This is a genomic window from Nesterenkonia sp. (assembly GCF_029265375.1).
Taxonomy (GTDB): Bacteria; Actinomycetota; Actinomycetes; order Actinomycetales; family Micrococcaceae; genus Nesterenkonia.
This window is the reverse complement of sequence record NZ_JAJUJJ010000023.1, coordinates 16,084-42,547: the sequence shown is the minus strand read 5'-3', so window position 1 is coordinate 42,547 and position 26,464 is coordinate 16,084. Positions and strand designations below refer to the sequence as shown.

Here is a 26,464-nt window from a genome sequence, read left to right as displayed (position 1 = left end):
GTGATCGGCTGGCAGTGGTGCGACCGCGAGTCCAAAGCCGCCTGGGCAGCACTGTTCCGCCAGCTCCCCGCCCCGGATGTGGTGGTCACCGACGGCGGGGCCGGGCTGCGGGCGGCTCTGGATCAGCAGTGGCGCCGCACCAGGGTCCAACGCTGCTACTTCCACATCCGCGCCGCCGTGGTGAGGCACACCACCCTGAATCCACGACTGGAGGCAGGTAAGGAGATCCTGGCTCTGACCAGGGAGCTCATGCGGGTCCAGGACCTCGATGCCGCCGCAGCATGGATGGGCGCCTACGGCTCCTGGGAAGCGAAGTGGGAAAGGTTCCTCAAGCAGCGCACCTACGCCAAGAAAGGCGTGGAACGGCCATCCTGGGCTAAGCCGAACCAGAACTGGTGGTACACCCACATCCGGCTGCGCCGAGTCCAGGGACTCTACCGGCAGCTGATCCGGGATAAGTCCCTGTTCACATTCCTCGACCAGCACTACACCAGCGAAGGCGTCAGGACGGTGGAACGGGCCACCTCCAGGCTAGAAGGCGGGCCCAACAGCGCGATCAAACACCTGCTGCGCCACCACCGAGGCATGCCCGACCATCACGCACGCAAAGCCGTGGACTGGCTGCTCAACAACCTCACCGAGCACCCACATGACCCTTGGGAACTGGTACAGCGGCACCGCCGGGCAGCTACTCAGGCAGCCCAACACATAACCGAACCGGAGGAACCTCTCGGTCCGCGCAGCTACGGGACTGCTGCTACTGCCGAGGAAGGACTCTGGGCCCGAACAGGCTGGGCAGGACGCCCCTGACACGCCCGGGCTGTACACACATTTGTTCCTATAACCCGAGACCTACGGCACCGGCATCGCCGCAGAGGACGGGCTCTGGGCCAGGAAAGGTTGGGCAGGCCGGGGATGACACGCCCGGGCTGTACACACATTCTTGCCGCTTACCCAGAATGGGCGTCCTACGGTGTCTACACCCTGCGGAGAGTGGGTAAAGTCCGGATAGACATATGAAGCCCCGGAAAATGTCCGGAGCTTCATATGTCTAGTTATATGGCCCAACCGGTGCAACCCGGTAGGGCGGAGAAGTCAGGGAACCGAAGTTCACCCTTATTAAGAATCTCCCCAGATTCTCCTCGATAGTTGATGCAACCTTAGCAGTTTTGACCTCAAGTGTCACCGTCGGCGCCTGCCAAAACCCAGTGGAGGCCGTTTCTCACTACCAAAAAGTGCTGAGAAATGGCCTCTGACTAGGCTATTTTGCCCTATACCCCAGTCTATCGAGGAGTGGAGGGGGAGATTCTCAACTTCACTTTGTAGAGAAAGAAGACGCTCACCAGTCTATCGAGGAGTGGAGGGGGAGATTCTCAACGTCAGGGCCAGGTCTCATGGCCGGAGGGCCAGTCTATCGAGGAGTGGAGGGGGAGATTCTCAACGTGTGGCCGGGCTCCTGCTCTGCTTCCTCCAGTCTATCGAGGAGTGGAGGGGGAGATTCTCAACCTGAGCTTTATGAGGCTCAGACCGCCAACCAGTCTATCGAGGAGTGGAGGGGGAGATTCTCAACTGAACAGCTGGGCGCAGCGTTCGCCATCCAGTCTATCGAGGAGTGGAGGGGGAGATTCTCAACAGTCCTGGAGGGTCTCTACTGTGGGCTTCCAGTCTATCGAGGAGTGGAGGGGGAGATTCTCAACGTGGATGATGTCTCGGAGTTCACCGAGACCAGTCTATCGAGGAGTGGAGGGGGAGATTCTCAACACGACGCGATGTCCGAGGCAGACATGCACCAGTCTATCGAGGAGTGGAGGGGGAGATTCTCAACAACGTCTCCGGTCGGTCGGCGGGCACCTCCAGTCTATCGAGGAGTGGAGGGGGAGATTCTCAACCCCACATAGATCTGTGTGGTCTGGATATCCAGTCTATCGAGGAGTGGAGGGGGAGATTCTCAACGGCATGACCGACTTCCGCGGGGACGTGACCAGTCTATCGAGGAGTGGAGGGGGAGATTCTCAACATGATGTCGTTGACCTCGTCGAGGCTGCCCAGTCTATCGAGGAGTGGAGGGGGAGATTCTCAACCTCTGCGCCTCGGGCTTCTGGGTGATCGCCAGTCTATCGAGGAGTGGAGGGGGAGATTCTCAACCCGGCCGGGGGGGCCTGTGGCACTACCCAGTCTATCGAGGAGTGGAGGGGGAGATTCTCAACAGGTGCTTGATGACAGCTCCCATTGCCTCCAGTCTATCGAGGAGTGGAGGGGGAGATTCTCAACCGCTTGACCTTCGGTCGCGGCTTGTCGCCCAGTCTATCGAGGAGTGGAGGGGGAGATTCTCAACTGCATGGGCTGTCTCCCTCCTCGTTTTTCCAGTCTATCGAGGAGTGGAGGGGGAGATTCTCAACCTCTTTGACAGGGCTAGGCCCCAGCCGGCCAGTCTATCGAGGAGTGGAGGGGGAGATTCTCAACACATGCACGAACTGCGCGACCACATCAGCCAGTCTATCGAGGAGTGGAGGGGGAGATTCTCAACAAGTTGTTGCCCAGCCCCACCAGCGCCGCCAGTCTATCGAGGAGTGGAGGGGGAGATTCTCAACGGGGCCTCCTTGCCGGATGCGCCCTGGGCCAGTCTATCGAGGAGTGGAGGGGGAGATTCTCAACCAAGTGGAGCGGTCAACCTGGTAGCCCGCCAGTCTATCGAGGAGTGGAGGGGGAGATTCTCAACATGGAGTTTGCGTCAACGCCCAGCCCTTCCAGTCTATCGAGGAGTGGAGGGGGAGATTCTCAACCCGTCCAGGGCCTTCTGGGCGGTCTCCTCCAGTCTATCGAGGAGTGGAGGGGGAGATTCTCAACAAGCTGGAGTGCAAGGTCGTCCACCATGCCAGTCTATCGAGGAGTGGAGGGGGAGATTCTCAACGCCTCGGCAAGGGTGTTCGCGGCCTTCACCAGTCTATCGAGGAGTGGAGGGGGAGATTCTCAACGCAATTTCTGCCGTGAGTCCGGCCTCATCCAGTCTATCGAGGAGTGGAGGGGGAGATTCTCAACACCACCACCGGGTAGACAAACTGGCCGGCCAGTCTATCGAGGAGTGGAGGGGGAGATTCTCAACACATCGACGAACTCGAATACCACATCTGCCAGTCTATCGAGGAGTGGAGGGGGAGATTCTCAACCCGACGGTCGCCTGCTGGCCGAAGCTGACCAGTCTATCGAGGAGTGGAGGGGGAGATTCTCAACGAAGTGCCCCGTACCAGGTCTGCTCATGCCAGTCTATCGAGGAGTGGAGGGGGAGATTCTCAACTACGTCCAGTAGCGGTAGAGCCACCCGGCCAGTCTATCGAGGAGTGGAGGGGGAGATTCTCAACATGTCTCCGATGTGGGCGCGCAGCTTCGCCAGTCTATCGAGGAGTGGAGGGGGAGATTCTCAACCTCGTTCACTATCCAGAGGTAGACCACGCCAGTCTATCGAGGAGTGGAGGGGGAGATTCTCAACACGGGCTGGCATCCAACGTGCGCGGCCTCCAGTCTATCGAGGAGTGGAGGGGGAGATTCTCAACATGCTTTTCAGCGCATCCCAGGCGGCGGCCAGTCTATCGAGGAGTGGAGGGGGAGATTCTCAACCTGGCAGCCGGCAAGCGTGAAGAATCGCCCAGTCTATCGAGGAGTGGAGGGGGAGATTCTCAACGTCTTCCGGCCGGGCTTCTCAAACGTCTCCAGTCTATCGAGGAGTGGAGGGGGAGATTCTCAACCACCGTTGCCGTGCTTGCCGGCCATGACCCAGTCTATCGAGGAGTGGAGGGGGAGATTCTCAACGGTGGAGACCTGACCGGGGAGCGCACCACCAGTCTATCGAGGAGTGGAGGGGGAGATTCTCAACGCCCGCTGGACGTGGACTACACCGGCGCCCAGTCTATCGAGGAGTGGAGGGGGAGATTCTCAACTTCTCGATATTCACCCCGGCAGCCCCGGCCAGTCTATCGAGGAGTGGAGGGGGAGATTCTCAACTCTCCGCTAGGCGACCCGTCCGGCACCCCCAGTCTATCGAGGAGTGGAGGGGGAGATTCTCAACCAGCTGGCGGCGCAACCTTTACCGCAAGTGAAAAATCGCACAGTGCTCGCTTTCCACCGGCACTTCGAGAAGTGCGGGAGCGATGATCCCTTCCTGTGTGAGGCGGAAGAGTGCTGCTCGTTGTGCTCCGCCCGGCGCGAAACCTCGGCGGCACAGTTACCATGAGCGCAGCAGCGGCAAGTACTGTATGACGCTGACTGCCCATACCTCTGACGGAGCCGCATGAACTTCAAGAAGATCATCTCCGGACCGCTGTTCTGGATCCTGCTGGTGCTGCTGGGTCTGGTCATTGTGGTTCCCCTGCTGCTGACCTCCTCCGGCACTGGCCAGCGCGTGGACACCAATATCGGCATGGAGCTGATCGAGCAGGGCGAGGTCACCGAAGCCAGGATCGACGACGGCGACTCCCGGGTGGACCTGACCCTGGAGGAGCCCTTCGAACTGGACGGCCGCACCCTCGAAGGCGCGGTGCACTTCCACTTCTCCCAAGCCCGGGCAGAGACCGTGGCCGAGACCATCGCCCAGGCCGACCTGGAGGGCTACACCGACGAGCCCGAGCAGTCCAACTGGTTCCTGAGCATGCTCGGGTTCATGATCCCGTTCCTGCTGATCGCCATCCTGTTCATCTGGCTGATCACCCGCATGTCCGGGGGCGGATCCCGGGTGATGCAGTTCGGCAAGTCCAAGGCCAAGATGTTCGACAAGGACATGCCGCAGGTCACCTTCGCCGATGTGGCCGGCGCCGATGAGGCGGTCGAGGAGCTCCAGGAGATCCGTGAATTCCTGGCTGAGCCGCAGAAGTTCCAGCGACTGGGTGCCAAGATCCCCAAGGGCGTGCTGCTCTACGGCCCGCCCGGCACCGGCAAAACCCTGCTGGCCAAGGCCGTGGCCGGGGAGGCCGGCGGCTCCTTCTACTCCATCTCCGGCTCCGACTTCGTGGAGATGTTCGTGGGCGTGGGCGCCTCCCGGGTCCGCGACCTGTTCAAGCAGGCCAAGGAGAACGCCCCGGCCATCATCTTCGTCGATGAGATCGACGCCGTGGGCCGGCAGCGCGGAGCCGGCGTCGGCGGCGGAAACGACGAGCGCGAGCAGACCCTGAACCAGCTGCTGGTGGAGATGGACGGCTTCGACCCGAACTCCAACATCATCGTCATCGCCGCCACCAACCGGCCGGACGTTCTGGACCCCGCCCTGCTGCGGCCCGGCCGGTTCGACCGCCAGATCCCGGTGGAGGCGCCCGACTTCGCCGGCCGCAAGGCGATCCTAGAGGTCCACTCCAAGGGCAAGCCGATGGTCGATGACCTCGACGTCGAACAGATCGCCCGCAAGACCCCCGGATTCACCGGCGCGGATCTGGCCAACGTCCTCAACGAGGCCGCTCTGCTGACCGCCCGCTCCAATGCGGACCTGATCGACGACCGAGCGGTGGACGAGGCCATCGACCGGGTGATGGCCGGCCCGCAGAAGCGCACCCGGCTGATGAAGGACCACGAGCGCCGGGTCACCGCATACCACGAGGGAGGCCACGCGCTGGTGGCCGCTGCGCTGAACTACTCCGCGCCGGTCACCAAGATCACCATCCTGCCGCGCGGCCGGGCCCTGGGCTACACCATGGTGGTGCCCGAGGATGACAAGTACTCCACCACCCGCAATGAGCTGCTGGACCAGATCGCCTACGCCATGGGCGGCCGGGTCGCCGAGGAGATCGTCTTCCACGACCCCTCCACCGGTGCGGCCAATGACATCCAGAAGGCCACCGACACCGCCCGCAAGATGGTCACCGAATACGGGATGAGCGCCAAGGTCGGCTCGGTCAAGCTCGGCTCCGGGGACACCAACCCCTTCCTCGGCAAGGAGATGGCCACCGGCAAGGAGTACTCCGAACAGCTGGCCGCCGTGGTGGACCAGGAGGTCCGCGCCATCATCGAAGAGGCCCACGACGAGGCCTACTGGGCGCTGACGGAGAACCGGGACATCCTCGACACCCTGGCCGAGGAGCTGCTGCGCCGCGAAACCCTCGGCGCCAAAGAGGTCGCCGAGATCTTCGCGCAGGTCCGCAAGCGGCCGCGCCGCGAAGTGTGGGAGTCCAGTCCCCGCCGCCCGATCGTCACCGAAGACCCGCTGGGAGGTGATCCCGATGCATGAGCCCACCCCGGGAATCGTGCGGTCAGTCCTGTCGCCAATCTCACCTGATTCGGCGCGAAATAGCCGCATTTCTGACCGAAGGACGGCGCGCAGCGCTGAAGGAGGCCGGGATGGCTGAGACCGGAGACGACGTCGTCGATCTGCCCCGCATCGAGGCCGCTGTGCGGGAGATCCTCCTCGCCGTCGGGGAGGATCCCGACCGCGACGGCCTGAAGGAGACCCCCACGCGGGTGGCCCGGGCCTACCAGGAGGCGTTCCGAGGCCTCCACCAGGATCCGGCCGAGCTGCTGGGCACCACCTTCGACATCGGCCACCAGGAGCTGGTGCTGGTCCGCGATGTGCCCTTCTACTCCATGTGCGAGCACCACCTGGTGCCCTTCTACGGCAACGCGCATATCGGCTACATCCCCGCCGACGAGGGAAAGGTCACCGGCCTGTCCAAGCTGGCCCGGCTGGTGGACATCTTCGCCAAGCGGCCCCAGGTTCAGGAGCAGCTGACCACCCAGATCGTCGACTCGCTGATGACCCACATGCAGCCCGAGGGCGCCGTCGTCGTCATCGAGGCCGAGCACCTGTGCATGTCCATGCGCGGAGTCTCCAAGCCGGGGGCGAAGACCATCACCTCCGCGGTCCGCGGTGCGCTGCGCAATGCGGCCACCCGGTCCGAGGCCATGAGCCTGATCCTGCACAGGTGAGGAGTGCCTATGACGCTGCTGATGGGGATCCTCAACCTCACCCCCGACTCCTTCTCCGACGGCGGTGCGCACCTGCCCGAGCCTGAGGCCGGGACCCACCCCGGCCTGGAGCATGCCCGCCGCATGGCTGAGGAAGGCGCCGCCATCATCGACGTCGGCGGCGAGTCCACCCGCCCCGGGGCCGAACCGGTGGCCCCGGCCGAAGAGCAGCGGCGCATCATGCCGGTGCTCCAGCCGCTGCTGGAGGAGGGCGTGACCGTCTCGGTGGACACCCGGCACCCGGACACCGCCCGTGCGGCCCTTCAGACGGCGGGGGACCGCGCCTCCGAGCTGATCATCAACGACGTCTCCGGCCTGCTCACCGCCCCGCAGATGCCCCAGGTCATCGCCGAGTACGGCGCTCAGATCGTGATCACCCACAATCGCGGCGACTCCCAGACCATGCAGCAGCTCACCGACTACGACGACGTCGTCGCCGAGGTGCTCTCTGAGCTGGAGACCATCCGCAGCACGTACCTTGACGCCGGGGTGAGTCCCGAACAGATCATTGTGGATCCCGGCATCGGGTTCGCGAAGACCCACCAGCAGAACTGGGAGCTGATCCGGAACCTGGACCGCTTCGTCGCCCTGGGGCACCGGGTGCTCTTCGGCGCCTCCCGCAAGGGCTTCCTGGGAGCCCTCCTGGCCGATGGGCAGGACCGGCACCGCCCCGCCGCGCAGCGGGACGCAGCCACCGCGGCACTGAGCTTCCACGCCGCCTGTGCCGGCTGCTGGGCGGTGCGCGTCCATGCCGTGGCGCCGAACGCGGATGCGCTGCGCGCCGCCGCCGCCCTGAATCCCGCGGCCTGAAGCCTGAATTCCGGGCACGCGGGCGGTAGCCTGGAGCTATGGGCCACGACATGATCCGCCTCACCGGGCTTCGGCTCTCCGGACGTCACGGGGTGTTCGACTTCGAGAAGGAGGACCCCCAGCCCTTCACCGTGGACGCGGAGCTGGAGCTGGACCTGCGCGGCCCCGGCCGCAGCGACGACCTGAACGACACCATCTCCTACGCCCACATCGCCGATCTCATCCAGGAGGTCGTCACCCGGGAGACCTACGATCTGATCGAAGCGCTCGCCGAGACGCTGGCCCGGGCCATCCTGCTGCACGACAAGCGCATCCACGCGGTGGCTGTCACTGTGCACAAGCCGCAGGCGCCGCTGACCCAGACCTTCGACGACGTCTCGGTGACCATCCGACGCAGCAGGGCCCACGTGAAGGACCTTCCCGCACTCGACGAGCCGCGCCGCCAGGTCTCCGGGGTCTACGAGGGCGAGCTGGTCGACGAAGCGGCCTCCGCCCCCTCCCCGGTGGAGGAGGAGAACGAAGCCCGGCTGACCACACCCACCGCCCAGCTGGGGCCCTATGACAGGGCATCGCTGGCGGAGCTGTCCCCGCAGGCCCCGGCAGAGCACCTGCGCGACCCCGACCTGCCTGCGGCCTTCGCCGTGCGCTGCGTGCTGGCCCTGGGGTCCAACCTGGGGGACTCGCGGGCGATTCTGGCCTCGGCGGTGCAGGCTCTGGAGGCCCATGAGTCCGTGGTGGTGGTCAACGTCTCCCCGCTGGCCAGCACCGCACCGGTGGGCGGACCGGCCAATCAGCGCAACTACCTCAACCAGGTGGTGGAGATCGAAACCCAGCTCTCACCCCACGACCTGCTGGACGTGGCCCAGCAGATCGAAACGGACCACAACCGGGTCCGCCGGGAACGCTGGGGCCCCCGCACCCTGGATGTGGACATCGTCACCTACGCCGGGGCCACCATCGACTCCCCGCGGCTGCAGGTGCCCCACCCCTCGGCGGCAGAGCGGGCCTTCGTCCTGCTGCCCTGGTCCTGGATGGACCCGGTGGCGCTGCTCAACGGCCGCCCAGTGCGGGAGCTGGCGCGTGAGGCCCCCGACTTCCACGAAGTCCGCAAGCTCGACGACGCCGCCCAGGAGCCCGAGCAGTGAGCCAGCTGCGCCCGGTCTGGCTGCTGATCATCCTGCTCTGCGCTGCCGCAGGCGGCTACGCGGCCACCGGAGTGATGGCCTCAGCCGGCTACTCCTCCCCGGGACTGCCGCTGTCCTCGGTGATCACCCTGGCCGCCGTCGGCCTGATTGTGCTCACCCTGGGGCTGGTGGTCTGGTGGGACCAGCGGCGCCTGCAGCAGGCGGCTGACCGTGCCCGCCGGGAGCAGAGCCCAGCGGTCCGTCCCGCCCGCCGGCTCCACCCGCTGCAGGCGGTGCGCGTGGTGGCCGCAGGCCAGGCCTGCGCCTACGCCGGAGCGCTGCTGGCCGGGTGGCACGGCGGACTGGTGCTCAGCATTGCGCCGGCCGCAGGAGTGACCACGCCGAATGTGATCTCAGCCCTGAGTGTGATGATTGGGGCTACGGTCTGGGTGATCATAGGGTTTGTGGTGGAGTCGCTGTGCCGGCTCCCCCCAGACCAGGGCGCCGAACCGCCGGAGGACGGCGCAGAGGGCCTCGATGAAGAGCCCGGGGCCGGCTATGCCCGCCACGCACAGTTCAGCAGCCGCAGCTGAACGCCGAGACAAGGAGATACATGCTGCATTCTGAGGCCATCGACCCGGTAGGGGTCGAATGGACGCGAGTGGATGAGAAGTACATCACCGTCAAGCTGATCTCCGGATTCATCGGCTGGGCGATTGTGCTGATCATCGTGGCGCTGCCGCTGATCGCTGACGCGGTCGGCTGGTGGTCGCTGCCGGATTGGCTGGTCTGGCCTGTGCTCGGGGTGCTGCTGGTCTGGGCGGGCCTGGACTTGGGGCTGACCCCGCGCCGCGTGCGAGCCATCGGCTACTGTGAGCGCGAGGACGACCTGCTCATCCGCCGGGGCCTGCTCTGGCAGCGGGTGGTGGCCGTGCCCTACGGCCGGCTGCAGTATGTGGACATCGAGGCCGGGCCGCTGATGCGGAAGTTCGGGATCTGCACCGTGCAGCTGAAGACCGCATCGGCCGCCACCGACGCCACCATTCCGGGTGCGGTGCGCAGCGAGGGCGCCCGGCTGCGTGATGAACTCTCCGCCCGCGGCCAAGCACGCCTGGCCGGCCTGTAGGAGGTGGCATGACGGATCCGCAGCAGCCCCTGGACCCGGAGCCGCCGGAGGCAGACGCCGCCGAGGCCTGGTTCGACGAGACCTGGACCAAGGTCCATCCGCTCTCACCGCTGGTGCGCGGCTGGCTGACCGTGGTCGCCATCCCGGTGGCGGTCTTCGGCTACAACTGGCAGATGTGGGCCGATCTCTGGAATTCCTTCCGCTCCGGGGAACTCGCCGAGAATCTGGAGCGCAACCCCGTTCCCTATCTGATCGGCGGCGGCGCGTTCCTCGCCCTTGCGGTGCTGATCTTTGTGGGGTTCACCCTCTCCTGGTGGTTCACCCGCTACAAGATCACCGATGAGCATGTGATGGTGAAGTCCGGCATCCTGTTCCGGCAGCACCGGCAGGCGCGGATCGATCGGGTGCAGGCGGTGGACCTTCGGCAGCCGCTGCCGGCCCGGATCACCGGACTGGCCGAGCTGAAGTTTGAAGTCGCTGAGGGCGACGGCACGGCGGCCACACTGGCCTTCCTCAAGCGCAGCGAGGCCGAGCAGCTGCGCGCCGACATCATGGACCGCGCCTCCGGCAGGAGCTCGGGGCAGGCCGCAGACCAGCAGACTCAGCATGCCCCGGGGGAGGAGCCCCAGCATGTGCCGGGGGAGCCCCACCATGTGCCGCAGCCCCCGGCGCCCAGCGTCCCGGAGGCAGACCGCACCGACCCCCATCGGCTGCCCGCCCAGCCGCAGCCGGAGCGGACGATCCTCCAGGTCCCCATCGGCCGGCTGATCGGCTCAGTGCTGGTCGGTGTGGGCACCATCATCCTGGTGGCCATCGGCCTGATCCTGCTGCTGATCACCGGCGGGATCGCCGTCGCCTTCGCCATTTTCACCGACGACTCGCTGAGTGAGGCGCTCTCAGAGATCGACCTGCCGCTGTTCATCCCGCTGCTGCTGGGCGCCGCGGCCACCTACTACAGCCAGTTCTCCTCCGGTTTCCGGTTCACCGCCACAATGACCGAGGCCGGCCTGCGGCTGAAGTACGGCCTGCTGGAGACCACCACCCAGACCGTCCCGCCCGGACGTGTCCAAGCCATCCAGATCCAGCAGCCCTATCTCTGGCGCGCCTTCGGCTGGTACAAGGTGGTGGTCACCGTAGCCGGCTACGGCATCACCGACCGGACCACCCTGATGCCGGTGGGCACCGTCGACGACGCCATGCGCATGACGGCTGAGATGTTCCCCGATCTGCAGGTGGACCATCCCGAGGAGCTGTTCCTGGAGGGCGTGTCCGGGACCGGAACCGCCGGCGGCTTCACTGAGGTGCCCGCCCGCGCGAAGATCTTCGACCCTCTGGTGCGCACCCGCCGCGGCTCCTACGCCACCCCCAGCGCACTGATGATCCGCGACGGCCGGCTCACCCGGCTGCTGACCATGGTTCCGCATGAGCGCATCCAGTCCGCCGCCCTCAGCCAGGGGCCGCTGGCCCGGGCCAAGCGGATCGCCACCCTGGACATCCACATCCCCGCCGGGCCCATCACCGCCCGGATCAAGAACCAGGACGTGGAGCAGATCCGTGAGCTGTTCCAGGCCGAGGCCGGCTACGCCGCCGTCGCCCGCCGGCTCGCCGAACGCAACCAGTGGATGCAGCCGGAGGAGCTGCACGAGTTCGAGAAGATGGTGCAGACCGCACCCGAGGCGGAGCAGAGCAGATGAACCATCCCATCGACCCCTATGCCGGAGAGCTTCCCCCCTCCGCCCGCGACGGCAGACTCGGCGTCGGAGTGATCTCCGCCGGCCGGGTGGGGGCAGTGCTCGGGGCGGCCCTGCGCGCAGCTGGCCACCAGGTGGTCGGGGTGCACGCGGTCTCTGCAGACTCCCAGGACCGGGCCGAGACCCTGCTGCCCGGCGCCCCGGTGCTGGACGTCCCGGAGATTCTGCGCCGGGCCGAGCTGATCCTGCTGGCCGTGCCCGACGATGTGCTGCCCGAGGTGGTGCGCGGAGCCGCTGAGGCCGGCCACTTCCAGCCGGGGCAGCTGGTGATTCACACCTCCGGCCGCTTCGGAACAGGGGTGCTGGCTCCCGCCGAGGCCGCCGGCGCCGTCACCCTGGCCATCCACCCGGCCATGACCTTCACCGGGATGAGCCTGGACCTGCAGCGGCTGAGCGCCTGCGCCTTCGCAGTCACCGCCGGCGAGGACGTGCTGCCGGTGGCACAAGCCCTGACGGTGGAGATGGGCGGAGAGCCGGTGGTGGTCGCCGAGCAGCACCGGCCGGCCTACCACGCGGCCCTGGCCCACGCCTCCAACCACCTCAACATCCTCACCGCGCAGTCAGCTCAGCTGCTGGAGGGCATCGGTGTGGAGGACCCCTCCCGGGTGCTGGGCCCGCTGATGCAGGCCTCCCTGGACAATGCGCTGGCCTCCGGCGCCGGGGCGCTCACCGGTCCGGTGGCCCGCGGCGACGCCGGCACCGTGGCCGAACATCTGCAGGTGCTGGCTGACCCGGGGCATCCCCAGGACGTGCGCGGGGCCTACCAGGCCATGGCGCTCTCGGCAGCCCAGCGGGCCGTGGAGCGCGGGCTGATCAGCGAACGCACCGCCGCCGAGCTGATGGACCTGCTCACCGAGGAGCACTGAACCGGCTCATAGACTGGGTGAGTGACCCAGCTGCTGCACACTGCCGAACAGATGCGCCGCGCCCTGGCCGCGGCAACCGCCTCCAGCCCCGCCGAACATCCCGTCGTCGGGTATGTGCCCACTATGGGTGCGCTGCACGCCGGTCACCGCTCCCTGCTGGAGGCTGCGCGGTCCAGCAGCGATCTGCTGATCTCCAGCATCTTCGTCAATCCGCTGCAGTTCGACGACGACGCCGACTACCGCCACTATCCGCGCCAGCTCTCTGAGGATCTGGCACTGCTTGAGGACACCGGGGCCGACCTGGTCTTCGCCCCCGAGTTGGAGGAGATGTACCCCGGCTACCCGGCCTCGCCCCGGATACGCGTCAGTGCCGGAGAGATGGGCCGCAAATGGGAAGGAGCCTCGCGGCCGGGTCACTTCGACGGCGTGGTCACCGTGGTGACCAAACTCTTCAGCATCCTCACCCCGCCTGCTCCCGCCCGGCTGCAGGCATGGTTCGGGCAGAAGGACGCCGAACAGGTGGCCATCATCCGCCGGCTCACCGAGGATCTGAACCTCCCGGCGGAGATCCGGGTGCTGCCCACCGTCCGGGATGAGAACGGGCTGGCGCTCTCCAGCCGCAACCAGCGGCTCAGCGCGGAGGACTATCCGGCGGCCCTGGAGCTCTCGGCGGCGCTGCGCAGCCTGGCTGAGCGGGCCCGGGCAGGCCAGCCGCTGCAGATCGATCAGCTGCGGACCCGCCTGGACCACGCCGCCGGAGTCGAGCCGGACTACCTGGTGGTGGTGGACCCGGCCACTCTGGAGGAGATCCGCCCTGAAGGGGCCCTGCTCGACGCCGACGGAGTGCTGCGCGGTCCGGCGCTGGCGCTGGTGGCCGCACGGGTCGGGCCGGTGCGGCTGATCGACAATATGGAGATCCAGCCCGACTGACATCACAAGTGACCTCACATGACATCACTATGACGCTATAGTGATGTCATGCAGTTCGACGAGTACATCACCTCCATCCAGCAGGGGCTGGCCCGGTCCACTCAGCTGGCCCCTGACAACGTGCAGCGCACCGCAGAGATGATCGGCCAGGCGCTGGAGCCGGAGGCGCGGCTGGCGCTGACCCGCTTCGCCTCGGACCTGGCCGAGCAGATCACCGCCGAACTTGACGGCGCGGTGGTGGAGATCCACATCCGCGGCGGCGAACCCGCAGTGGTGGTGGAGCAGGCGGCCGCCCAGGCCCCGGAGAGCGTGGCGGAAGCCCCGGCCCCACCGCCGCCGCCGTCGTCAGAGGACCCCAGCACCGCCCGACTGACCCTGCGGCTGCCCGAATCGCTGAAGTCAGAGATAGAGAAAGCCGCCGCAGCCGACGGCAAGTCCACCAACACCTGGATAGTGCAGGCCGCCCAGCGGGCACTGACCCCTCCGGCCCCCAGCACCGTCCCCACCCACCGCAGCGTCCGCCGGATGACCGGCTGGGCGCACTGAGATCAGGAGCCCCACTATGAGCACCACCACCGACGGCGCAGTGCGCCACACCTTTGAATCCGACACCGCAGTGCAGATCGACGCCCAGCTGCGCGCCAGCAGCCTGAACCTGACCGCCGGTCCGGTGGAGAGCATCACCGTAGAGGTCACCCCGGCCTCCGGTGCCGGCGCAGCCGATGCCGGCGATGTCGTCGTCGAGCGTTCCGGAAACCTGCTGCACATCGAAGTCCCCGAAGCCGAAGAGAGCGCGCCGAGACTCGGGCTGCTGCAGATCGGCAGCCAGACCTCCCACCGGTACAGCATCCACGTCCAGGTCCCGGACGGTTCAAGCCTGCGGGCGCGGGCAGGATCCGGCAGCGTCATCGCAGAGGGTCCGCTGGAGGTGGTGCGGACCTCCTGCGGGTCCGGGCGCATCACCGTGCAGCAGGCCGGGCAGATGCACGCAAAAGCCGGCTCCGGTGACATCACTGTCCAGCAGGCTGGCCGCTTGGAAGCCGCTGCCGGTTCCGGCGAGATCAGCGTCGCTGTGGTCGAAGAAGCCAAGCTCACCGCAGGCTCCGGAAACATCCGGCTGGGCGAAGCCGGCAAGTTGGAGCTGAAGACCGGCTCAGGAGATATCGCCATCGACCAGCTGCACGGTGAGCTGCGGGCCAAGACCGGCTCCGGCAACATCACTGTCCAACGGGCAGTGGCCGGCAGCGTGGCCGCCACAGCCGCCTCCGGGGCCATCACCCTCGGCATTCCCGCCGGCACCGCCGTGCTGCAGGACTGCTCCACCGTCGCCGGGCGGCTCAGCTCCTCCCTGGAGCAGGCCGAGGGTCCCGGCGACGCCGCCCACCGCCTGGAGCTGAAGGCCCGCACCGTCAGCGGCGACATCAGCCTCCACCGCGCCGGATAAGCGCCCGACCGAAGGATCAGCCATTACCGCTGTCTATGACTACACCCCTGTCCAACGAGCAGCTGTGATGCTGGCACGCCTACTGGCGGACTGGGCAGACCGTGCCGCAGCGCGCCGCTGCGCCGCTCGGCCCCACTCACCCGGGGGCGTGCGGTACGCACACCGCCACAGCGGGCTTCACCACGCCGAGCGGCAGCGCGAGGCAGTGCAGCGGGACTGGGCGCTGAACCCGCGCCAGCACTGATCCCGACACTGATGCCCAGCACCGCCCCACCAGCACCGGATCCCCACATAACGTGCCGGATGGGCCCAAACTCGCCGAATATGGGCCGGGGTTTGGGTCCATCCGACACGCTGAACCCGTGGGCGGCCGGTAGGGTGGCATCCATGACCACCGCGAGTGACTTTCCCTACATCGATGCCTCCGTCCGGCCGCAGGATGACCTGAACCAGCATGTCAACGGGACATGGCTGAAGACCGCTGAGATCCCCGAGGACCTGGACGGCTACGGCTCCTTCCTGGAGCTGCGGGACAAGGCGGAGGCTGATGTGCGGGCCATCCTGGAGGAGGCAGCGGAGGCCGCCGGCTCCGAGGGCGCCGCCCTGGACCCCGACTACGGGGAGATCCAGCAGCGCATCGGCACCTTCTACGCCGCGTTCATGGACGCCGACCGCGCCGAAGAGCTCAAGCTGGCTCCGGTGGAGCCCTTCCTCTCCGATATTGAGGCCGCCTCAACCCCCGGGGCGCTGCTCCGACTTTCGGCGTCCTGGCAGCGCAAGGGCGTGGACTCCCTGCTGCAGGCCGGAGTGATGCGCGACGCCGGCAACCCCGAGCGCGAGCTGTTCCACCTCTTCCAGTCGGGCCTGGGCCTGCCGGACGAGGCCTACTACCGGGAGGACACCTACGCAGAGATCCGTCAGCAGTACCGTCAGCACCTGGCCCGGCTGCTGAGCCAGGCGGGCATCCAGGAGGCGGAGAAGGCTGCCGACGGCGTCTTCGCCCTGGAGTCGGTCCTGGCCGCCGCCCACTGGGACCGGGTCACCTGCCGCGATGCCCAGAAGCGCTACAACCTCTGCACCCGCCAGGAGGCCGAGGAGCTGATGCCTCTGCTGGCCGAGGCCTTTGAAGGCTGGGGGCTCTCCGAGTCCCAGACAGCAGAGATCGTGGTCTCCCAGCCGGATGTGCTGCCGGCCTTTCAGACCGCACTGACCGAGCAGCCCCTGGAGACCTGGAAGCACTGGCTGCGCACAATGCTGCTGCGCTGGGCGGCCCCGCTGCTGCACTCCGAGCTGGTGGACGAGCACTTCCGCTTCTACTCCAAGACGCTCAACGGCACGCCGAAGCTCAAAGAGCGGTGGAAGCGCGGTGTGGCGCTGACCAACGCCCACCTCGGTGAAGACGTCGCACAGATCTATGTGGCCCGGCACTACCCGCCCCAGGCCCGGGCGGCCATGGATGAGCTGATCGCCGCGCTCATCGAGGCCTACCGCCGCTCCATCAGCACCCTGGAGTGGATGGGGGAGGAGACCCGCGCCAAAGCGCTGGAGAAGCTGGATGCCTTCACCCCCAAGATCGGCTTCCCGGCCCGCTGGATCGACTACTCCTCGGTGGAGGTCAGCGACGACGACGTCGTCGGAAACGTGGCCCGGGCAGCCGAGGCTGAATGGGACCGCGAACTGGACAAGATCGACAACGGTCCCGATGACGAGGAATGGCATATGACCCCGCAGACGGTCAATGCCTACTACCACCCGCTGGAGAACGTGATCTGCTTCCCGGCAGCGATTCTGCAGCTGCCCTTCTTCTCCGCCGAGCGCGATATGGCGCAGAACTTCGGGGCGATCGGAGCCGTCATCGGCCATGAGATCGGCCACGGGTTCGACGACCAGGGCTCCCGGTACGCGGCCGACGGCTCGCTGACCAACTGGTGGACCGAACAGGACCGCGCCGCCTTCGAGGAGCGCACCGCCAAACTGGTGGACCAGTACAACCAGCTCTCCCCCTCAGTGCTCGGCGATGAGCACACCGTCAACGGCGAGCTGACCCTGGGGGAGAACATCGGCGACCTGGGCGGTATCGGCATCGCCCACCAGGCGTACCGGCTGTGGCTGGCGGCGAAGAACCGCAATCAGCCCATCTCCGAAGTCGACGGACCGGACCGCACCGATACCGACAGCATCGACGGACTCTCCGGGGACCAGCGCTTCTTCTTCGCCTGGGCCCAGGGATGGCGCAATGTCACCCGGCCCGAGCGGGCCCTAACGCTGCTGAGCATCGACCCGCATGCCCCCGCCGAGTTCCGCGCCACCCAGCCGGTGAAGAATGTGGACGCCTTCCACGAGGCCTTCGCCACCACGGAGTCGGACGGTATGTACCTTCCGCCGGAGGACCGAGTCACCATCTGGTGACCGCGCAGGATTCTCTACGCCGCGTAGAATATGCCCGTGACTGAGCAGAAGACTTCGGCGGCAGAGATCGACACCAACGACCAGCGGGCGGTCCGCATGGATAAGCGCGCCCGCCTGTTGGAGAAGGGCGTGGCTCCCTACCCGGTCACGGTGGAGCGCACCAGCTCGCTGGCCCAGGTCCGCCAGCGCTTCGACGGGCTGGAGCCCGGGGCGTCCACCGGGGAGACGGTCTCGGTCGCCGGGCGGGTGATGTTCATCCGCAACACCGGCAAGCTGTGCTTCGCCACCCTGCAGGAAGGCGGCCCGGAAGGCCGCGGCACCCGCCTGCAGGCGATGCTCTCGCTGGCCGAAGTCGGCGAAGAGGCACTGGCTGAATGGAAGTCCATGGTGGACCTCGGCGACCACGTGCAGGTCACCGGCGAGGTCATCACCTCCCGCCGCGGCGAGCTCAGCGTGATGGCCAGCTCCTTCACCCTGGCCTCCAAGGCCATCCGGCCGCTGCCGGTGCTGCACGCCGAGCTGAACGAAGAGACCCGCGTCCGCCAGCGCTACGCCGACCTCATCGTCCGCGACGAAGCCCGGCAGATGGTCTACCAGCGCGCCGCGATCACCCGCGCCATCCGCGACACCCTGCACGCCCACGACTACGTGGAGGTGGAGACCCCGATCCTGCAGCTGGTCCACGGCGGCGCCCAGGCGCGGCCCTTCGCCACCCATCTGAATGCTTTCGACCAAGACATGACCCTGCGCATCGCCACTGAGCTGTACCTCAAGCGCGCCGTGGTCGGAGGGATCGACCGGGTCTACGAGATCGGCCGCGTCTTCCGCAATGAGGGCGTGGACTCCACCCACTCCCCGGAGTTCACCACTCTGGAGTCATACGAGGCCTGGGCCGATATGTACACCATGGCCGAGCGCATGCAGGAGATGGTGCTCGCCGCCGCCGACGCAGTGGGAGCCGGACGCCAGGTAGAGACCGAGAAGGGCACGGTGAACCTCGACGGCGACTGGGCCTGGGTCAGCGTCTACCCGGGACTCTCCGAGGCGGTGGGGCAGCAGATCACCCCGGAGACCAGCGCTGAGGAGCTGCGTGCAGTGGCCGAGCGCCATGACATCAGCGTGGATCCGGCCTGGGACGCCGAGAAGCTGGTCATTGAGCTCTTCGGCGAAATCGTGGAGCCCACCCTCATTCAGCCGACCTTCGTCTGCGACTATCCGCCGGCCGCGCAGCCGTTGGCCCGCCCCCACCGCTCCAAGCCCGGAGTCATCGAAGCATGGGACCTGATCATCGGCGGAATGGAGCGCGGCACGGCATTCTCCGAGCTGATTGATCCGGTTATTCAGCGTGAACGGCTGGTGGAGCAGTCGCGCCGGGCCGCCGCGGGGGATGACGAGGCTATGCAGTATGACGAAGACTTCCTGCGCGCCCTGGAGTACGGCGCCCCGCCGATGGGCGGAATCGGCTTGGGCATCGACCGGCTCGTGATGCTCTTCACAGGAGCTGGCATCCGTGAAACGATCCTCTTCCCTCTCCTGAAGCCCGAAAGCTGAGAAAACTATGGAGAATATCTGGCCCTATTTTGAGGTTCTCGCCCCATCTGTGGGGGTGGGGCTGATCTTCTGGCTGGCCATGCGCGCCATTTTCCGGGCTGACCGCAGTGAACGTGCCGCAGAGGCGCAGATCCGGCAGCAGCTGGAGGCTGAGGACGCCGCAGGGCGGAACGACGACGCAACGGCACCTGAGCAGGGTTCAGCCCGGTCTGCGCAGACACCGACGCACTGAGCCCGCCCTCAGATAAGCTGGGAAGTAACAGGATTTAACCTGGTTTTAGCAAGTTGACGGCTATCACTTTTTCTTGAAACACTCTTAGTGTTGCTGGCCCCATCGGGCCGCAGCGGCTTGCGCCCAAATCGCAGCAGAAACTGCTGCCCTCAATATCCCTGGAGTGCAGATCAATGGCAAAGAAAGTTCAGGAGATTCTCGTCGACGACCTGGACGGAAGCGAGGCGAAGGAGACCATCCAGTTCGGACTGGATGCCCGCTTCTACCAGATCGATCTATCGGAGAAGAATGCGAAGGAGCTGCGCGACACCCTGCGCAAATACGTCCGCAAGGCTCGCGCCGTGCCGCCGCCCTCACCGCAGAACGAGGCTCGGCAGATCCGCGAGTGGGCGATCGCCAACGGCTACACCGTCGCCAAGCGCGGTCGGCTGCACCGCGACATCGTCGAGGCCTACCGCAACGCCAAGAAGCGGTAGCTGAGCGCGCCGGCTACTTTTCCCTGTGGCGAACAGGGGGTGGACCCAGGCTCCGGTGCCCGTAGCCTTGAACTCTCGGAAGACAACGCTGTAGGGAGTGTCAGTTGGCTATGTTCGAGAGATTTACCGACCGCGCACGGCGCGTCGTGGTGCTGGCCCAGGAAGAGGCCCGCATGCTCAACCACAACTACATCGGCACTGAGCACATTCTGCTCGGCCTCATCCACGAGGGTGAGGGAGTCGCCGCCAAGGCGCTGGAGTCCCTCGACATCTCCCTCGGCGGTGTGCGCGAAAAGGTGCAGGAGAAGATCGGCCCCGGGCAGAACGCGCCCAGCGGCCATATCCCCTTCACCCCGCGGGCGAAGAAGGTGCTGGAGCTCTCCCTGCGCGAAGCGCTGCAGCTGGGCCACAACTACATCGGCACCGAGCACATTCTGCTGGGCCTCATCCGCGAGGGTGAGGGCGTGGCAGCCCAGGTGCTGGTGGAGATGAACGCCGACCTCAACAAGGTCCGCCAGCAGGTCATCCAGCTGCTGAGCGGATACTCCGGAGGCGACCAGCAGAAGGCGGGCGCCGGAGTGGGCCAGGGCGGCTCCTCCGAGGGCCAGCCCTCCGGCTCAGTGGTGCTCGACCAGTTCGGCCGCAATCTCACCGCGGCCGCGCGCGAGGCGCAGCTGGATCCTGTGGTGGGCCGCGACTACGAGCGCGAGCGCGTGATGCAGGTGCTCTCCCGGCGCACCAAGAACAATCCGGTGCTCGTCGGTGAGCCCGGTGTGGGCAAGACCGCCGTAGTGGAGGGCCTGGCTCAGGCCATCGTCAACGGCGATGTTCCCGAAATCCTGCGCGACAAGCAGCTCTACACCCTGGACCTGGGCTCCCTGGTGGCCGGCTCCCGCTACCGCGGTGACTTCGAAGAGCGCCTGAAGAAGGTGCTCAAGGAGATCCGCACCCGGGGCGACATCATCCTGTTCATCGATGAGATCCACACCCTGGTCGGCGCCGGCGCCGCCGAGGGCGCCATCGACGCCGCCAATATTCTCAAGCCCATGCTGGCCCGCGGGGAGCTGCAGACCATCGGCGCCACCACGCTGGACGAGTACCGCAAGCACATCGAGAAGGACGCCGCCCTGGAGCGCCGCTTCCAGCCGATCCAGGTGGAGGAGCCCTCGGTGGAGACCACCGTGCAGATCCTGCGCGGCCTGCGCGACCGCTACGAGGCCCACCACAAGGTCTCCATCACCGAAGACGCCCTGGAGGCCGCCGCCTCCCTGGCGCACCGCTACATCAACGACCGGTTCCTGCCGGATAAGGCCATCGACCTGATCGACGAGGCCGGAGCACGGCTGCGCATCCAGAAGATGACCCCGCCGGCGGAGCTGAAGGACTACGACGCGAAGATCGAGGACGTCCGGCGGGAGAAGGAAGCCGCCATCGACGCCCAGGACTTCGAAGGCGCTGCCTCCCTGCGGGACAAGGAGCAGAAGCTCATCGAGGAACGCAACGCCAAGGAGGAGGCCTGGAAGTCCGGTCATATGGACGAGATCGCTGAGGTCGACGCCGATCTGATCGCCGAGGTCCTGGCATTCTCCACCGGCATCCCGGTCTTCAAACTCACCGAGCAGGAGTCCGACCGGCTCAAGCGCATGGAGGAGGAGCTGCACAAGCGAGTCATCGGCCAGGACGAGGCCGTCAAGTCGCTCTCCCGCGCCATCCGGCGCACCCGTGCCGGTCTGAAGGACCCCAACCGGCCCTCCGGCTCGTTCATCTTCGCCGGCCCCACCGGAGTGGGCAAGACCGAACTGGCCAAGACCCTGGCCGAGTTCCTCTTCGGCGACGAGGACGCACTGATCACCCTGGATATGTCCGAGTACAGCGAGAAGCACACCGTCTCGCGGCTCTTCGGAGCGCCCCCAGGCTATGTCGGCTACGAAGAGGGCGGGCAGCTGACCGAGAAGGTTCGTCGTCGTCCGTTCTCCGTGGTGCTCTTCGACGAGGTGGAGAAGGCCCACGCCGATCTGTTCAACTCCCTGCTGCAGATCCTGGAGGACGGCCGGCTCACCGACTCCCAGGGCCGCGTGGTGGACTTCAAGAACACGGTGATCATCATGACCACCAACCTCGGGACCGGAGAGATCTCCAAGGGCGTGATGACCGGATTCACCTCCGCCACCGACACCACCACCAACTACGAGCGGATGAAGGGCAAGGTCACCCAGGAGCTGCGCCAGCACTTCCGCCCTGAGTTCCTCAACCGTGTGGATGACACCATTGTCTTCCCGCAGCTGGAGCAGTCGGAGATCGTCAAGATCGTCGATCTGTTCGTCGGCAAGCTGCGCGACCGGCTGGCCGAGCAGGGCATGACGCTGGAGGTGGCTCAGGAGGCCCGCGAATTCCTGGCGGAGAAGGGCTACGACCCGGCCATGGGTGCTCGGCCGCTGCGCCGGACCATCCAGCAGCTGGTGGAGGACCAGCTCTCCGAGCGGATCCTCTACGGTGAGATCCCGCACGGTGCGGAGATCAGCATCGGACTCACCGGAACAGGCGCAGACCGCGAGCTCACCTTCGACTGGAAGGTCCCGGCCGATCACCAGATTGAGGCCGCAGAGGAGCCTGCCGCCATCGAAAGCTGAGCGCGCCCGGGCCGCTCAGCCCTTGGGCACCGGCGGCCCCAGGATCAGCAGCACCACGAACAGCGCTGCCACGGCGATCACCAGTGCCGCTCCCACCGCTACCGGATGGTTCAGCAGGATGCGCAGCATCCGCTGGGGCAGCGTGTGATCGCGCGGGTCGGTGCTGGCCTCGACCCGCCACGGGCCGTCCAGCCGGCCGGTGCGGTTGAGCCAGATGTCCACCGGAACGGTGGCGTAGGGAATCACTGCGCTGATGATCGCCGCTGCCGCCGGCCCCGGCTTCAAGCGCTGGTTGGCGGCCACGATCACCGCCGCGGCCGCGTAGGCGAGGAAGACGAATCCGTGGATGCCGCCGCCGATGGTCACCGCGAGGTCCAAGCCGTGGGTGGCGCGCAGCACCATCCCGCCGATCAGCAGCGTCCAGGAGACCGCCTCGGCGGCGGCCAGCACTCGGAAGAAGATCTTGGGTGAGCGGAACACGGTACTCCTGAAGGTGAGGGAACATCCGGAGAGCATCCTACGCGCTGGCGGCAGGCTCCAAGCTGCCGGGCAGGGCGACCTGCTCTCCATCAGTCTCGGCCAGTCCGTCGGACAGCAGCGAATCCAAGCAGCGGGCCCGCTGCTCAGCAGAGGCTGAGGGAAGCCCCAGCTGCGCCAGCAGCTCGGACCGAGGCACAGGGACGCCCTGGCGCAGCACAGCCATAATCCGGCCGCGGACCTGCCGGTCGGTCCCGGCCCACGGCTGTCCACGGCCGCGCTGCTGCTCGGTCGGCTCCGGATACCCGGCCGCCCGCCACGCGCACAGCTGAGCCACCGGGCACCGGGCGCAGTCCGGGGAGGCGGCGGTGCACACCAGCGCACCCAGCTCCATCGCCGCGATGTTCCAGGTGCAGGCCAAGCCGCCGTCGTCGATCTCAGGGTCCGGAAACACATCCCGGGCCAGCCGGCGCTGCTGGGCGGTATATGTCTTGCCCGGAAGCGGGTCCCCGGCGAACACCCGGGCGTGGACCCGGCGAATATTGGTGTCCACCACCACCTCCGGGACGCCGAAGGCGAAGCAGGCCACCGCAGCGGCGGTGTACTCACCCACCCCCGGCAGCGCCCGCAGCAGGTCCGGATCCGCCGGGACCTCTCCTCCGTGGCGCTCCACCATGGCCGCAGCCGCCTGCTGCAGGCGCAGGGCGCGGCGCGGATAGCCCAGCCGGTCCCAAACCTGCAGCAGCTCAGCGGTGCCCGCGGCCGCGCAGTCAGCCGGAGTCGGCCACCGGCGCATCCACTCCTGCCAGCGCGGCAGCACCCGCTGCACCGGGGTCTGCTGCAGCATCACCTCGGAGACGAACACGCCCCAGGCCGAACAGTCCTCGCGCCGCCACGGAAGGTCCCGCTGGGCATGGCGGTACCACTGGGTGAGGCGGTGGTGCACCGGTTCGGGATCAGGCATCACGGTGCCCCAGTCTATGTCTGCACCGACCGCTACTGTGGTGCCTATGGCCAAGAGCAAGTCCACCCCTCAGTTCGAGTGCAGCGAATGCGGATGGCGGACCGTGAAATGGGTGGGACGCTGCCCCGAGTGCCAGGCCTGGGGGACCGTGGAGGAGAAGGGCCAGGTCACCGCCCGCACCCCGGCGGCACGCAGCGCTGCCGCTCCGGCGACGGCCATCGCTGAGGTGGACGCCTCGGCCGCAGAGTTCCGGCCCACCGGGCTCGGGGAGCTGGACCGCGTGCTCGGCGGAGGACTGGTGCCCGGGGCGGTGATCCTCATGGCCGGCGAACCCGGGGTGGGCAAGTCCACACTGCTGCTGCAGGCCGCCGCGGCCGTTGCCCGGGCCCACACCGACTCGCCGGTGCTCTACCTCACCGGGGAGGAGTCGGCCGCCCAGGTGAAGAAGCGGGCCGACCGCATCGACGCGCTGGCCGACAGCCTCTACCTGGCCGCCGAATCAGACCTGGGCCAGGCGCTGGCCCAGATCGAGGAGGTCGGCCCGCAGCTGACCGTGATGGACTCGGTGCAGACCCTCTCCTCGGCGGAGGTGGACGGGGCCGCCGGCGGCGTCACCCAGATCCGTGAGGTCACCGCCGCGATGATCGAGGCCGCCAAACGCCGCAATATGACCACCATCCTGGTCGGCCATGTCACCAAGGAGGGCAGCATCGCCGGTCCGCGCATGCTGGAGCACCTGGTCGACGTCGTCTGCCAGTTTGAGGGGGACCGGCACTCCCGGCTGCGCCTGCTGCGGGCGGTGAAGAACCGCTACGGACCCACCGACGACGTCGGCTGCTTCGATCTCAGCGAGACCGGGCTGGAGTCACTGGCCGATCCCAGCGGGCTGTTCGTCTCCGCCATGGCCGAACGGGTTGCCGGCACCTGCATCACCATCACTCTGGAAGGACGCCGCCCGCTGACCGCAGAGGTGCAGGCGCTGATCGCCGAATCGCAGGCCTCCCAGCCGCGGCGGGCCGTCTCCGGATTGGACTCGCCGCGGGTCTCCATGCTGCTGGCGGTGCTGCAGCGGCGCGCCAAATTGGCTGCGCTGATGAAGTCGGAGGCCTATGTGGCCACGGTGGGAGGGGTGAGGATCTCCGAGCCGGCGGCGGACCTGGCCGTGGCCCTGGCCGTAGCCTCTGCAGCCTTGGAGAAGCCGCTGCCGAACAAGTTCCTCGCCGTCGGGGAAGTGGGCCTGGCCGGAGAGGTGCGTCCGGTCTCCGGGATTCAGCGCAGACTGCAGGAGGCCGCCCGGCTGGGGTTCACCCACGCGCTGGTGCCGCCCGGCAGCGCAGAGGCCGCACCGCCGGGGATCCGGGCCAAAGAGGTCGGCTCGCTTCCGGAGGCGCTGAACCTGCTGTTCAGCACCGAGTAATCTCATTGACAGATATCGATGGGTGCGGGATGATCGATAAACATCGATATAGGGGGCAGCTGTGAATCCCGTCGTCGTCATCGGGGCCGGCCCCATCGGCCTGGCAGCCGCGGCACATCTGATAGAACGCGGCCTGGAGCCGCTCGTGCTGGAAGCCGGTGACCACGTCGGCGCCGCCGTCTCCGAGTGGGGGCATATCCGGCTGTTCTCCCCGTGGCGCTACGTGCTGGATGCGGCCTCCGTGCGGCTGCTGCAGAGCCAGGGCTGGGAGGCCCCACGGCCTGCTGCCCTGCCCACCGGAGCTGACCTGGTCGCCGAGTACCTGCAGCCCCTGGCCGCTGTGCCGCAGCTGGCCGGCCGCATCAGGACCGGACACCGGGCGGTGGCCATCACCCGAGGGCACCGCGACAAGACCCATGACCGCGCGGGAGTACCCTTCCAGGTGCGGGTCCGCACATCAGAAGGCGCAGCAGATCTCTCCGCCGCGGCCGTCATCGATGCCTCCGGCACCTGGGGATCGCCCAATCCGGTGGGCGCCGGAGGGATACCCGCCGCAGGGGAGGATGAGCCGGAGGTCGCCCAGCGCATGCTGGGATCACTGCCCGATGTTCTCGGCGCCGACCGGGACCGCACAGCGGGAAAGCACGTCATGGTCCTCGGGGCGGGTCACAGCGCAGTCAATACGATGCTCAATCTCGCCGCCCTCAAGCGAGCGGAGCCGAGCGCCACCATCACCTGGGCGCTGCGCGCCGACAGCCCCGAGCGCAGCTACGGCGGCGGAGACGCCGACGGCCTCCCCGAGCGCGGAGCCCTGGGGGAGCGGCTGCGCCGTGTGGTGGAGGCCGGGATCGTAGACCTGATCACCTCTGCGGAGGTCCACCAGCTGGCCGTCACCGCCTCCGGCCGGCTGGCGGTGCAGTTCCGGGACGGTCGCAGCACAGAGGTGGACGCACTGGCCGGAGCCACTGAATTCCGCCCCGAGCTGCAGCTGCTGCGCGAGCTGCGCACAGAGCTCGATCCTGCCGTGGAGGCCCCGTCCCGCCTGGCGCCGCTCATCGACCCCGCACTGCACTCCTGCGGCACCGTGCCCGCCCATGGAGCCGAGGTGCTGGCCCACCCCGAGGAGGGCTTCTTCATCGCAGGAATGAAGTCCTACGGCCGGGCGCCCACCTTTCTGCTGGCCACCGGGTATGAGCAGGTGCGCTCCATCGCTGCCCACCTGGCAGGAGAGGACTCGACCCCGCAGGACCTGAACCTGCCGGAGACCGGGGTCTGCAGCGCAGCGGACGCCGGGCCCGCCGTCGTCGGCCGGTGA

General features: G+C 67.2%; 21 protein-coding genes and 1 CRISPR repeat array. Of the genes, 19 read left to right on the top strand and 2 right to left on the bottom strand.

Annotated elements, in window-relative coordinates; genetic code table 11:
• From Q1K09_RS10080 to Q1K09_RS10000, 17 genes are all read left to right on the top strand, one after another.
• The coding region (locus tag Q1K09_RS10080; RefSeq protein WP_300345300.1) for a transposase at positions 1 to 810 on the top strand (810 nt) is incomplete at its 5' end.
• A 468-nt stretch (positions 811 to 1,278) separates the two neighbouring features.
• Positions 1,279 to 4,063: direct repeats of the CRISPR family, unit length 36 nt; unit sequence CCAGTCTATCGAGGAGTGGAGGGGGAGATTCTCAAC.
• A gap of 222 nt (positions 4,064 to 4,285) precedes the next feature.
• Positions 4,286 to 6,208 (top strand): ATP-dependent zinc metalloprotease FtsH, encoded by a 1,923-nt coding sequence (gene ftsH / locus Q1K09_RS10075; RefSeq protein ID WP_300345299.1) that lies wholly within the window; start codon positions 4,286 to 4,288, stop codon positions 6,206 to 6,208.
• A 110-nt stretch (positions 6,209 to 6,318) separates the two neighbouring features.
• Entirely contained in the window at positions 6,319 to 6,903 is a 585-nt protein-coding gene (gene folE, locus Q1K09_RS10070; protein WP_300345298.1) for a GTP cyclohydrolase I FolE, read from the top strand.
• A 9-nt stretch (positions 6,904 to 6,912) separates the two neighbouring features.
• Positions 6,913 to 7,752 carry a dihydropteroate synthase gene (gene folP, locus Q1K09_RS10065; protein ID WP_300345297.1) on the top strand — a complete coding sequence of 280 codons (840 nt, stop codon included), beginning with the start codon at positions 6,913 to 6,915 and terminating at the stop codon, positions 7,750 to 7,752.
• A gap of 38 nt (positions 7,753 to 7,790) precedes the next feature.
• The gene (folK, locus tag Q1K09_RS10060) at positions 7,791 to 8,897 is read left to right on the top strand and encodes a 2-amino-4-hydroxy-6-hydroxymethyldihydropteridine diphosphokinase (RefSeq protein ID WP_300345296.1); all 1,107 of its coding nucleotides are present in this window, start codon (positions 7,791 to 7,793) and stop codon (positions 8,895 to 8,897) included.
• Entirely contained in the window at positions 8,894 to 9,469 is a 576-nt protein-coding gene (locus Q1K09_RS10055) for a DUF3180 domain-containing protein (RefSeq protein WP_300345295.1), read from the top strand. The genes folK and Q1K09_RS10055 overlap by 4 nt, the downstream gene beginning before the upstream one ends.
• A gap of 23 nt (positions 9,470 to 9,492) precedes the next feature.
• Positions 9,493 to 10,002, top strand: coding sequence for a PH domain-containing protein (locus Q1K09_RS10050; protein ID WP_300345301.1), 510 nt, complete (start codon positions 9,493 to 9,495; stop codon positions 10,000 to 10,002).
• Positions 10,003 to 10,010: 8 nt separating this feature from the next.
• A complete protein-coding gene (locus tag Q1K09_RS10045) occupies positions 10,011 to 11,696 on the top strand; it encodes a PH domain-containing protein (RefSeq protein ID WP_300345294.1) in 1,686 nt (561 codons plus the stop codon).
• Entirely contained in the window at positions 11,693 to 12,619 is a 927-nt protein-coding gene (locus tag Q1K09_RS10040; RefSeq protein ID WP_300345293.1) for a DUF2520 domain-containing protein, read from the top strand. Before Q1K09_RS10045 ends, Q1K09_RS10040 begins: the two co-directional genes overlap by 4 nt.
• 21 nt (positions 12,620 to 12,640) lie before the next feature.
• Positions 12,641 to 13,549 (top strand): pantoate--beta-alanine ligase, encoded by a 909-nt coding sequence (gene panC / locus Q1K09_RS10035; protein ID WP_300345292.1) that lies wholly within the window; start codon positions 12,641 to 12,643, stop codon positions 13,547 to 13,549.
• A 48-nt stretch (positions 13,550 to 13,597) separates the two neighbouring features.
• On the top strand, positions 13,598 to 14,095 hold the full coding sequence (locus Q1K09_RS10030) for a YlcI/YnfO family protein (protein WP_300345291.1): 498 nt from the start codon (positions 13,598 to 13,600) through the stop codon (positions 14,093 to 14,095).
• Between the two features lie 16 nt (positions 14,096 to 14,111).
• Positions 14,112 to 14,993 carry a DUF4097 family beta strand repeat-containing protein gene (locus Q1K09_RS10025; RefSeq protein ID WP_300345290.1) on the top strand — a complete coding sequence of 294 codons (882 nt, stop codon included), beginning with the start codon at positions 14,112 to 14,114 and terminating at the stop codon, positions 14,991 to 14,993.
• A gap of 387 nt (positions 14,994 to 15,380) precedes the next feature.
• On the top strand, positions 15,381 to 17,402 hold the full coding sequence (locus Q1K09_RS10020) for a M13-type metalloendopeptidase (protein ID WP_300345289.1): 2,022 nt from the start codon (positions 15,381 to 15,383) through the stop codon (positions 17,400 to 17,402).
• Between the two features lie 30 nt (positions 17,403 to 17,432).
• On the top strand, positions 17,433 to 18,953 hold the full coding sequence (lysS, locus tag Q1K09_RS10015; RefSeq protein ID WP_300345288.1) for a lysine--tRNA ligase: 1,521 nt from the start codon (positions 17,433 to 17,435) through the stop codon (positions 18,951 to 18,953).
• 7 nt (positions 18,954 to 18,960) lie between these two features.
• Entirely contained in the window at positions 18,961 to 19,185 is a 225-nt protein-coding gene (locus tag Q1K09_RS10010) for a hypothetical protein (protein WP_300345287.1), read from the top strand.
• Between the two features lie 173 nt (positions 19,186 to 19,358).
• Positions 19,359 to 19,661: an Lsr2 family protein gene (locus tag Q1K09_RS10005; protein ID WP_300345286.1), complete on the top strand. Its 303-nt coding sequence runs from the start codon at positions 19,359 to 19,361 to the stop codon at positions 19,659 to 19,661.
• A 110-nt stretch (positions 19,662 to 19,771) separates the two neighbouring features.
• Positions 19,772 to 22,291: an ATP-dependent Clp protease ATP-binding subunit gene (locus Q1K09_RS10000; RefSeq protein ID WP_300345285.1), complete on the top strand. Its 2,520-nt coding sequence runs from the start codon at positions 19,772 to 19,774 to the stop codon at positions 22,289 to 22,291.
• Positions 22,292 to 22,306: 15 nt separating this feature from the next.
• Here the strand turns inward: Q1K09_RS10000 and Q1K09_RS09995 are convergent, their stop codons facing one another.
• Complete coding sequence (locus Q1K09_RS09995) at positions 22,307 to 22,771, bottom strand: DUF3817 domain-containing protein (protein WP_300345284.1); 465 nt, start codon at positions 22,769 to 22,771, stop codon at positions 22,307 to 22,309.
• A 37-nt stretch (positions 22,772 to 22,808) separates the two neighbouring features.
• On the bottom strand, positions 22,809 to 23,732 hold the full coding sequence (locus tag Q1K09_RS09990; RefSeq protein WP_300345283.1) for an A/G-specific adenine glycosylase: 924 nt from the start codon (positions 23,730 to 23,732) through the stop codon (positions 22,809 to 22,811).
• A gap of 46 nt (positions 23,733 to 23,778) precedes the next feature.
• Between Q1K09_RS09990 and radA the strand changes: the two genes are divergently transcribed.
• Positions 23,779 to 25,149, top strand: coding sequence for a DNA repair protein RadA (gene radA / locus Q1K09_RS09985; protein ID WP_300345282.1), 1,371 nt, complete (start codon positions 23,779 to 23,781; stop codon positions 25,147 to 25,149).
• A gap of 61 nt (positions 25,150 to 25,210) precedes the next feature.
• Positions 25,211 to 26,464 carry an FAD-dependent oxidoreductase gene (locus Q1K09_RS09980; RefSeq protein ID WP_300345281.1) on the top strand — a complete coding sequence of 418 codons (1,254 nt, stop codon included), beginning with the start codon at positions 25,211 to 25,213 and terminating at the stop codon, positions 26,462 to 26,464.

What these genes read in the sequence shown, in the direction of transcription:
- Q1K09_RS10025 (WP_300345290.1), top strand. Translation starts at nt 14,112, where the DNA reads ATGAGCACCACCACCGACGGCGCAGTGCGCCACACCTTTGAATCCGAC.
- radA (WP_300345282.1), top strand. Translation starts at nt 23,779, where the DNA reads ATGGCCAAGAGCAAGTCCACCCCTCAGTTCGAGTGCAGCGAATGCGGA.
- folK (WP_300345296.1), top strand. Translation starts at nt 7,791, where the DNA reads ATGGGCCACGACATGATCCGCCTCACCGGGCTTCGGCTCTCCGGACGT.
- Q1K09_RS09990 (WP_300345283.1), bottom strand. Translation starts at nt 23,732, where the DNA reads ATGCCTGATCCCGAACCGGTGCACCACCGCCTCACCCAGTGGTACCGC.
- Q1K09_RS10020 (WP_300345289.1), top strand. Translation starts at nt 15,381, where the DNA reads ATGACCACCGCGAGTGACTTTCCCTACATCGATGCCTCCGTCCGGCCG.
- lysS (WP_300345288.1), top strand. Translation starts at nt 17,433, where the DNA reads ATGCCCGTGACTGAGCAGAAGACTTCGGCGGCAGAGATCGACACCAAC.
- folE (WP_300345298.1), top strand. Translation starts at nt 6,319, where the DNA reads ATGGCTGAGACCGGAGACGACGTCGTCGATCTGCCCCGCATCGAGGCC.
- ftsH (WP_300345299.1), top strand. Translation starts at nt 4,286, where the DNA reads ATGAACTTCAAGAAGATCATCTCCGGACCGCTGTTCTGGATCCTGCTG.
- folP (WP_300345297.1), top strand. Translation starts at nt 6,913, where the DNA reads ATGACGCTGCTGATGGGGATCCTCAACCTCACCCCCGACTCCTTCTCC.
- Q1K09_RS10005 (WP_300345286.1), top strand. Translation starts at nt 19,359, where the DNA reads ATGGCAAAGAAAGTTCAGGAGATTCTCGTCGACGACCTGGACGGAAGC.
- Q1K09_RS10000 (WP_300345285.1), top strand. Translation starts at nt 19,772, where the DNA reads ATGTTCGAGAGATTTACCGACCGCGCACGGCGCGTCGTGGTGCTGGCC.
- Q1K09_RS10010 (WP_300345287.1), top strand. Translation starts at nt 18,961, where the DNA reads ATGGAGAATATCTGGCCCTATTTTGAGGTTCTCGCCCCATCTGTGGGG.
- Q1K09_RS10045 (WP_300345294.1), top strand. Translation starts at nt 10,011, where the DNA reads ATGACGGATCCGCAGCAGCCCCTGGACCCGGAGCCGCCGGAGGCAGAC.
- Q1K09_RS10040 (WP_300345293.1), top strand. Translation starts at nt 11,693, where the DNA reads ATGAACCATCCCATCGACCCCTATGCCGGAGAGCTTCCCCCCTCCGCC.
- Q1K09_RS10030 (WP_300345291.1), top strand. Translation starts at nt 13,598, where the DNA reads ATGCAGTTCGACGAGTACATCACCTCCATCCAGCAGGGGCTGGCCCGG.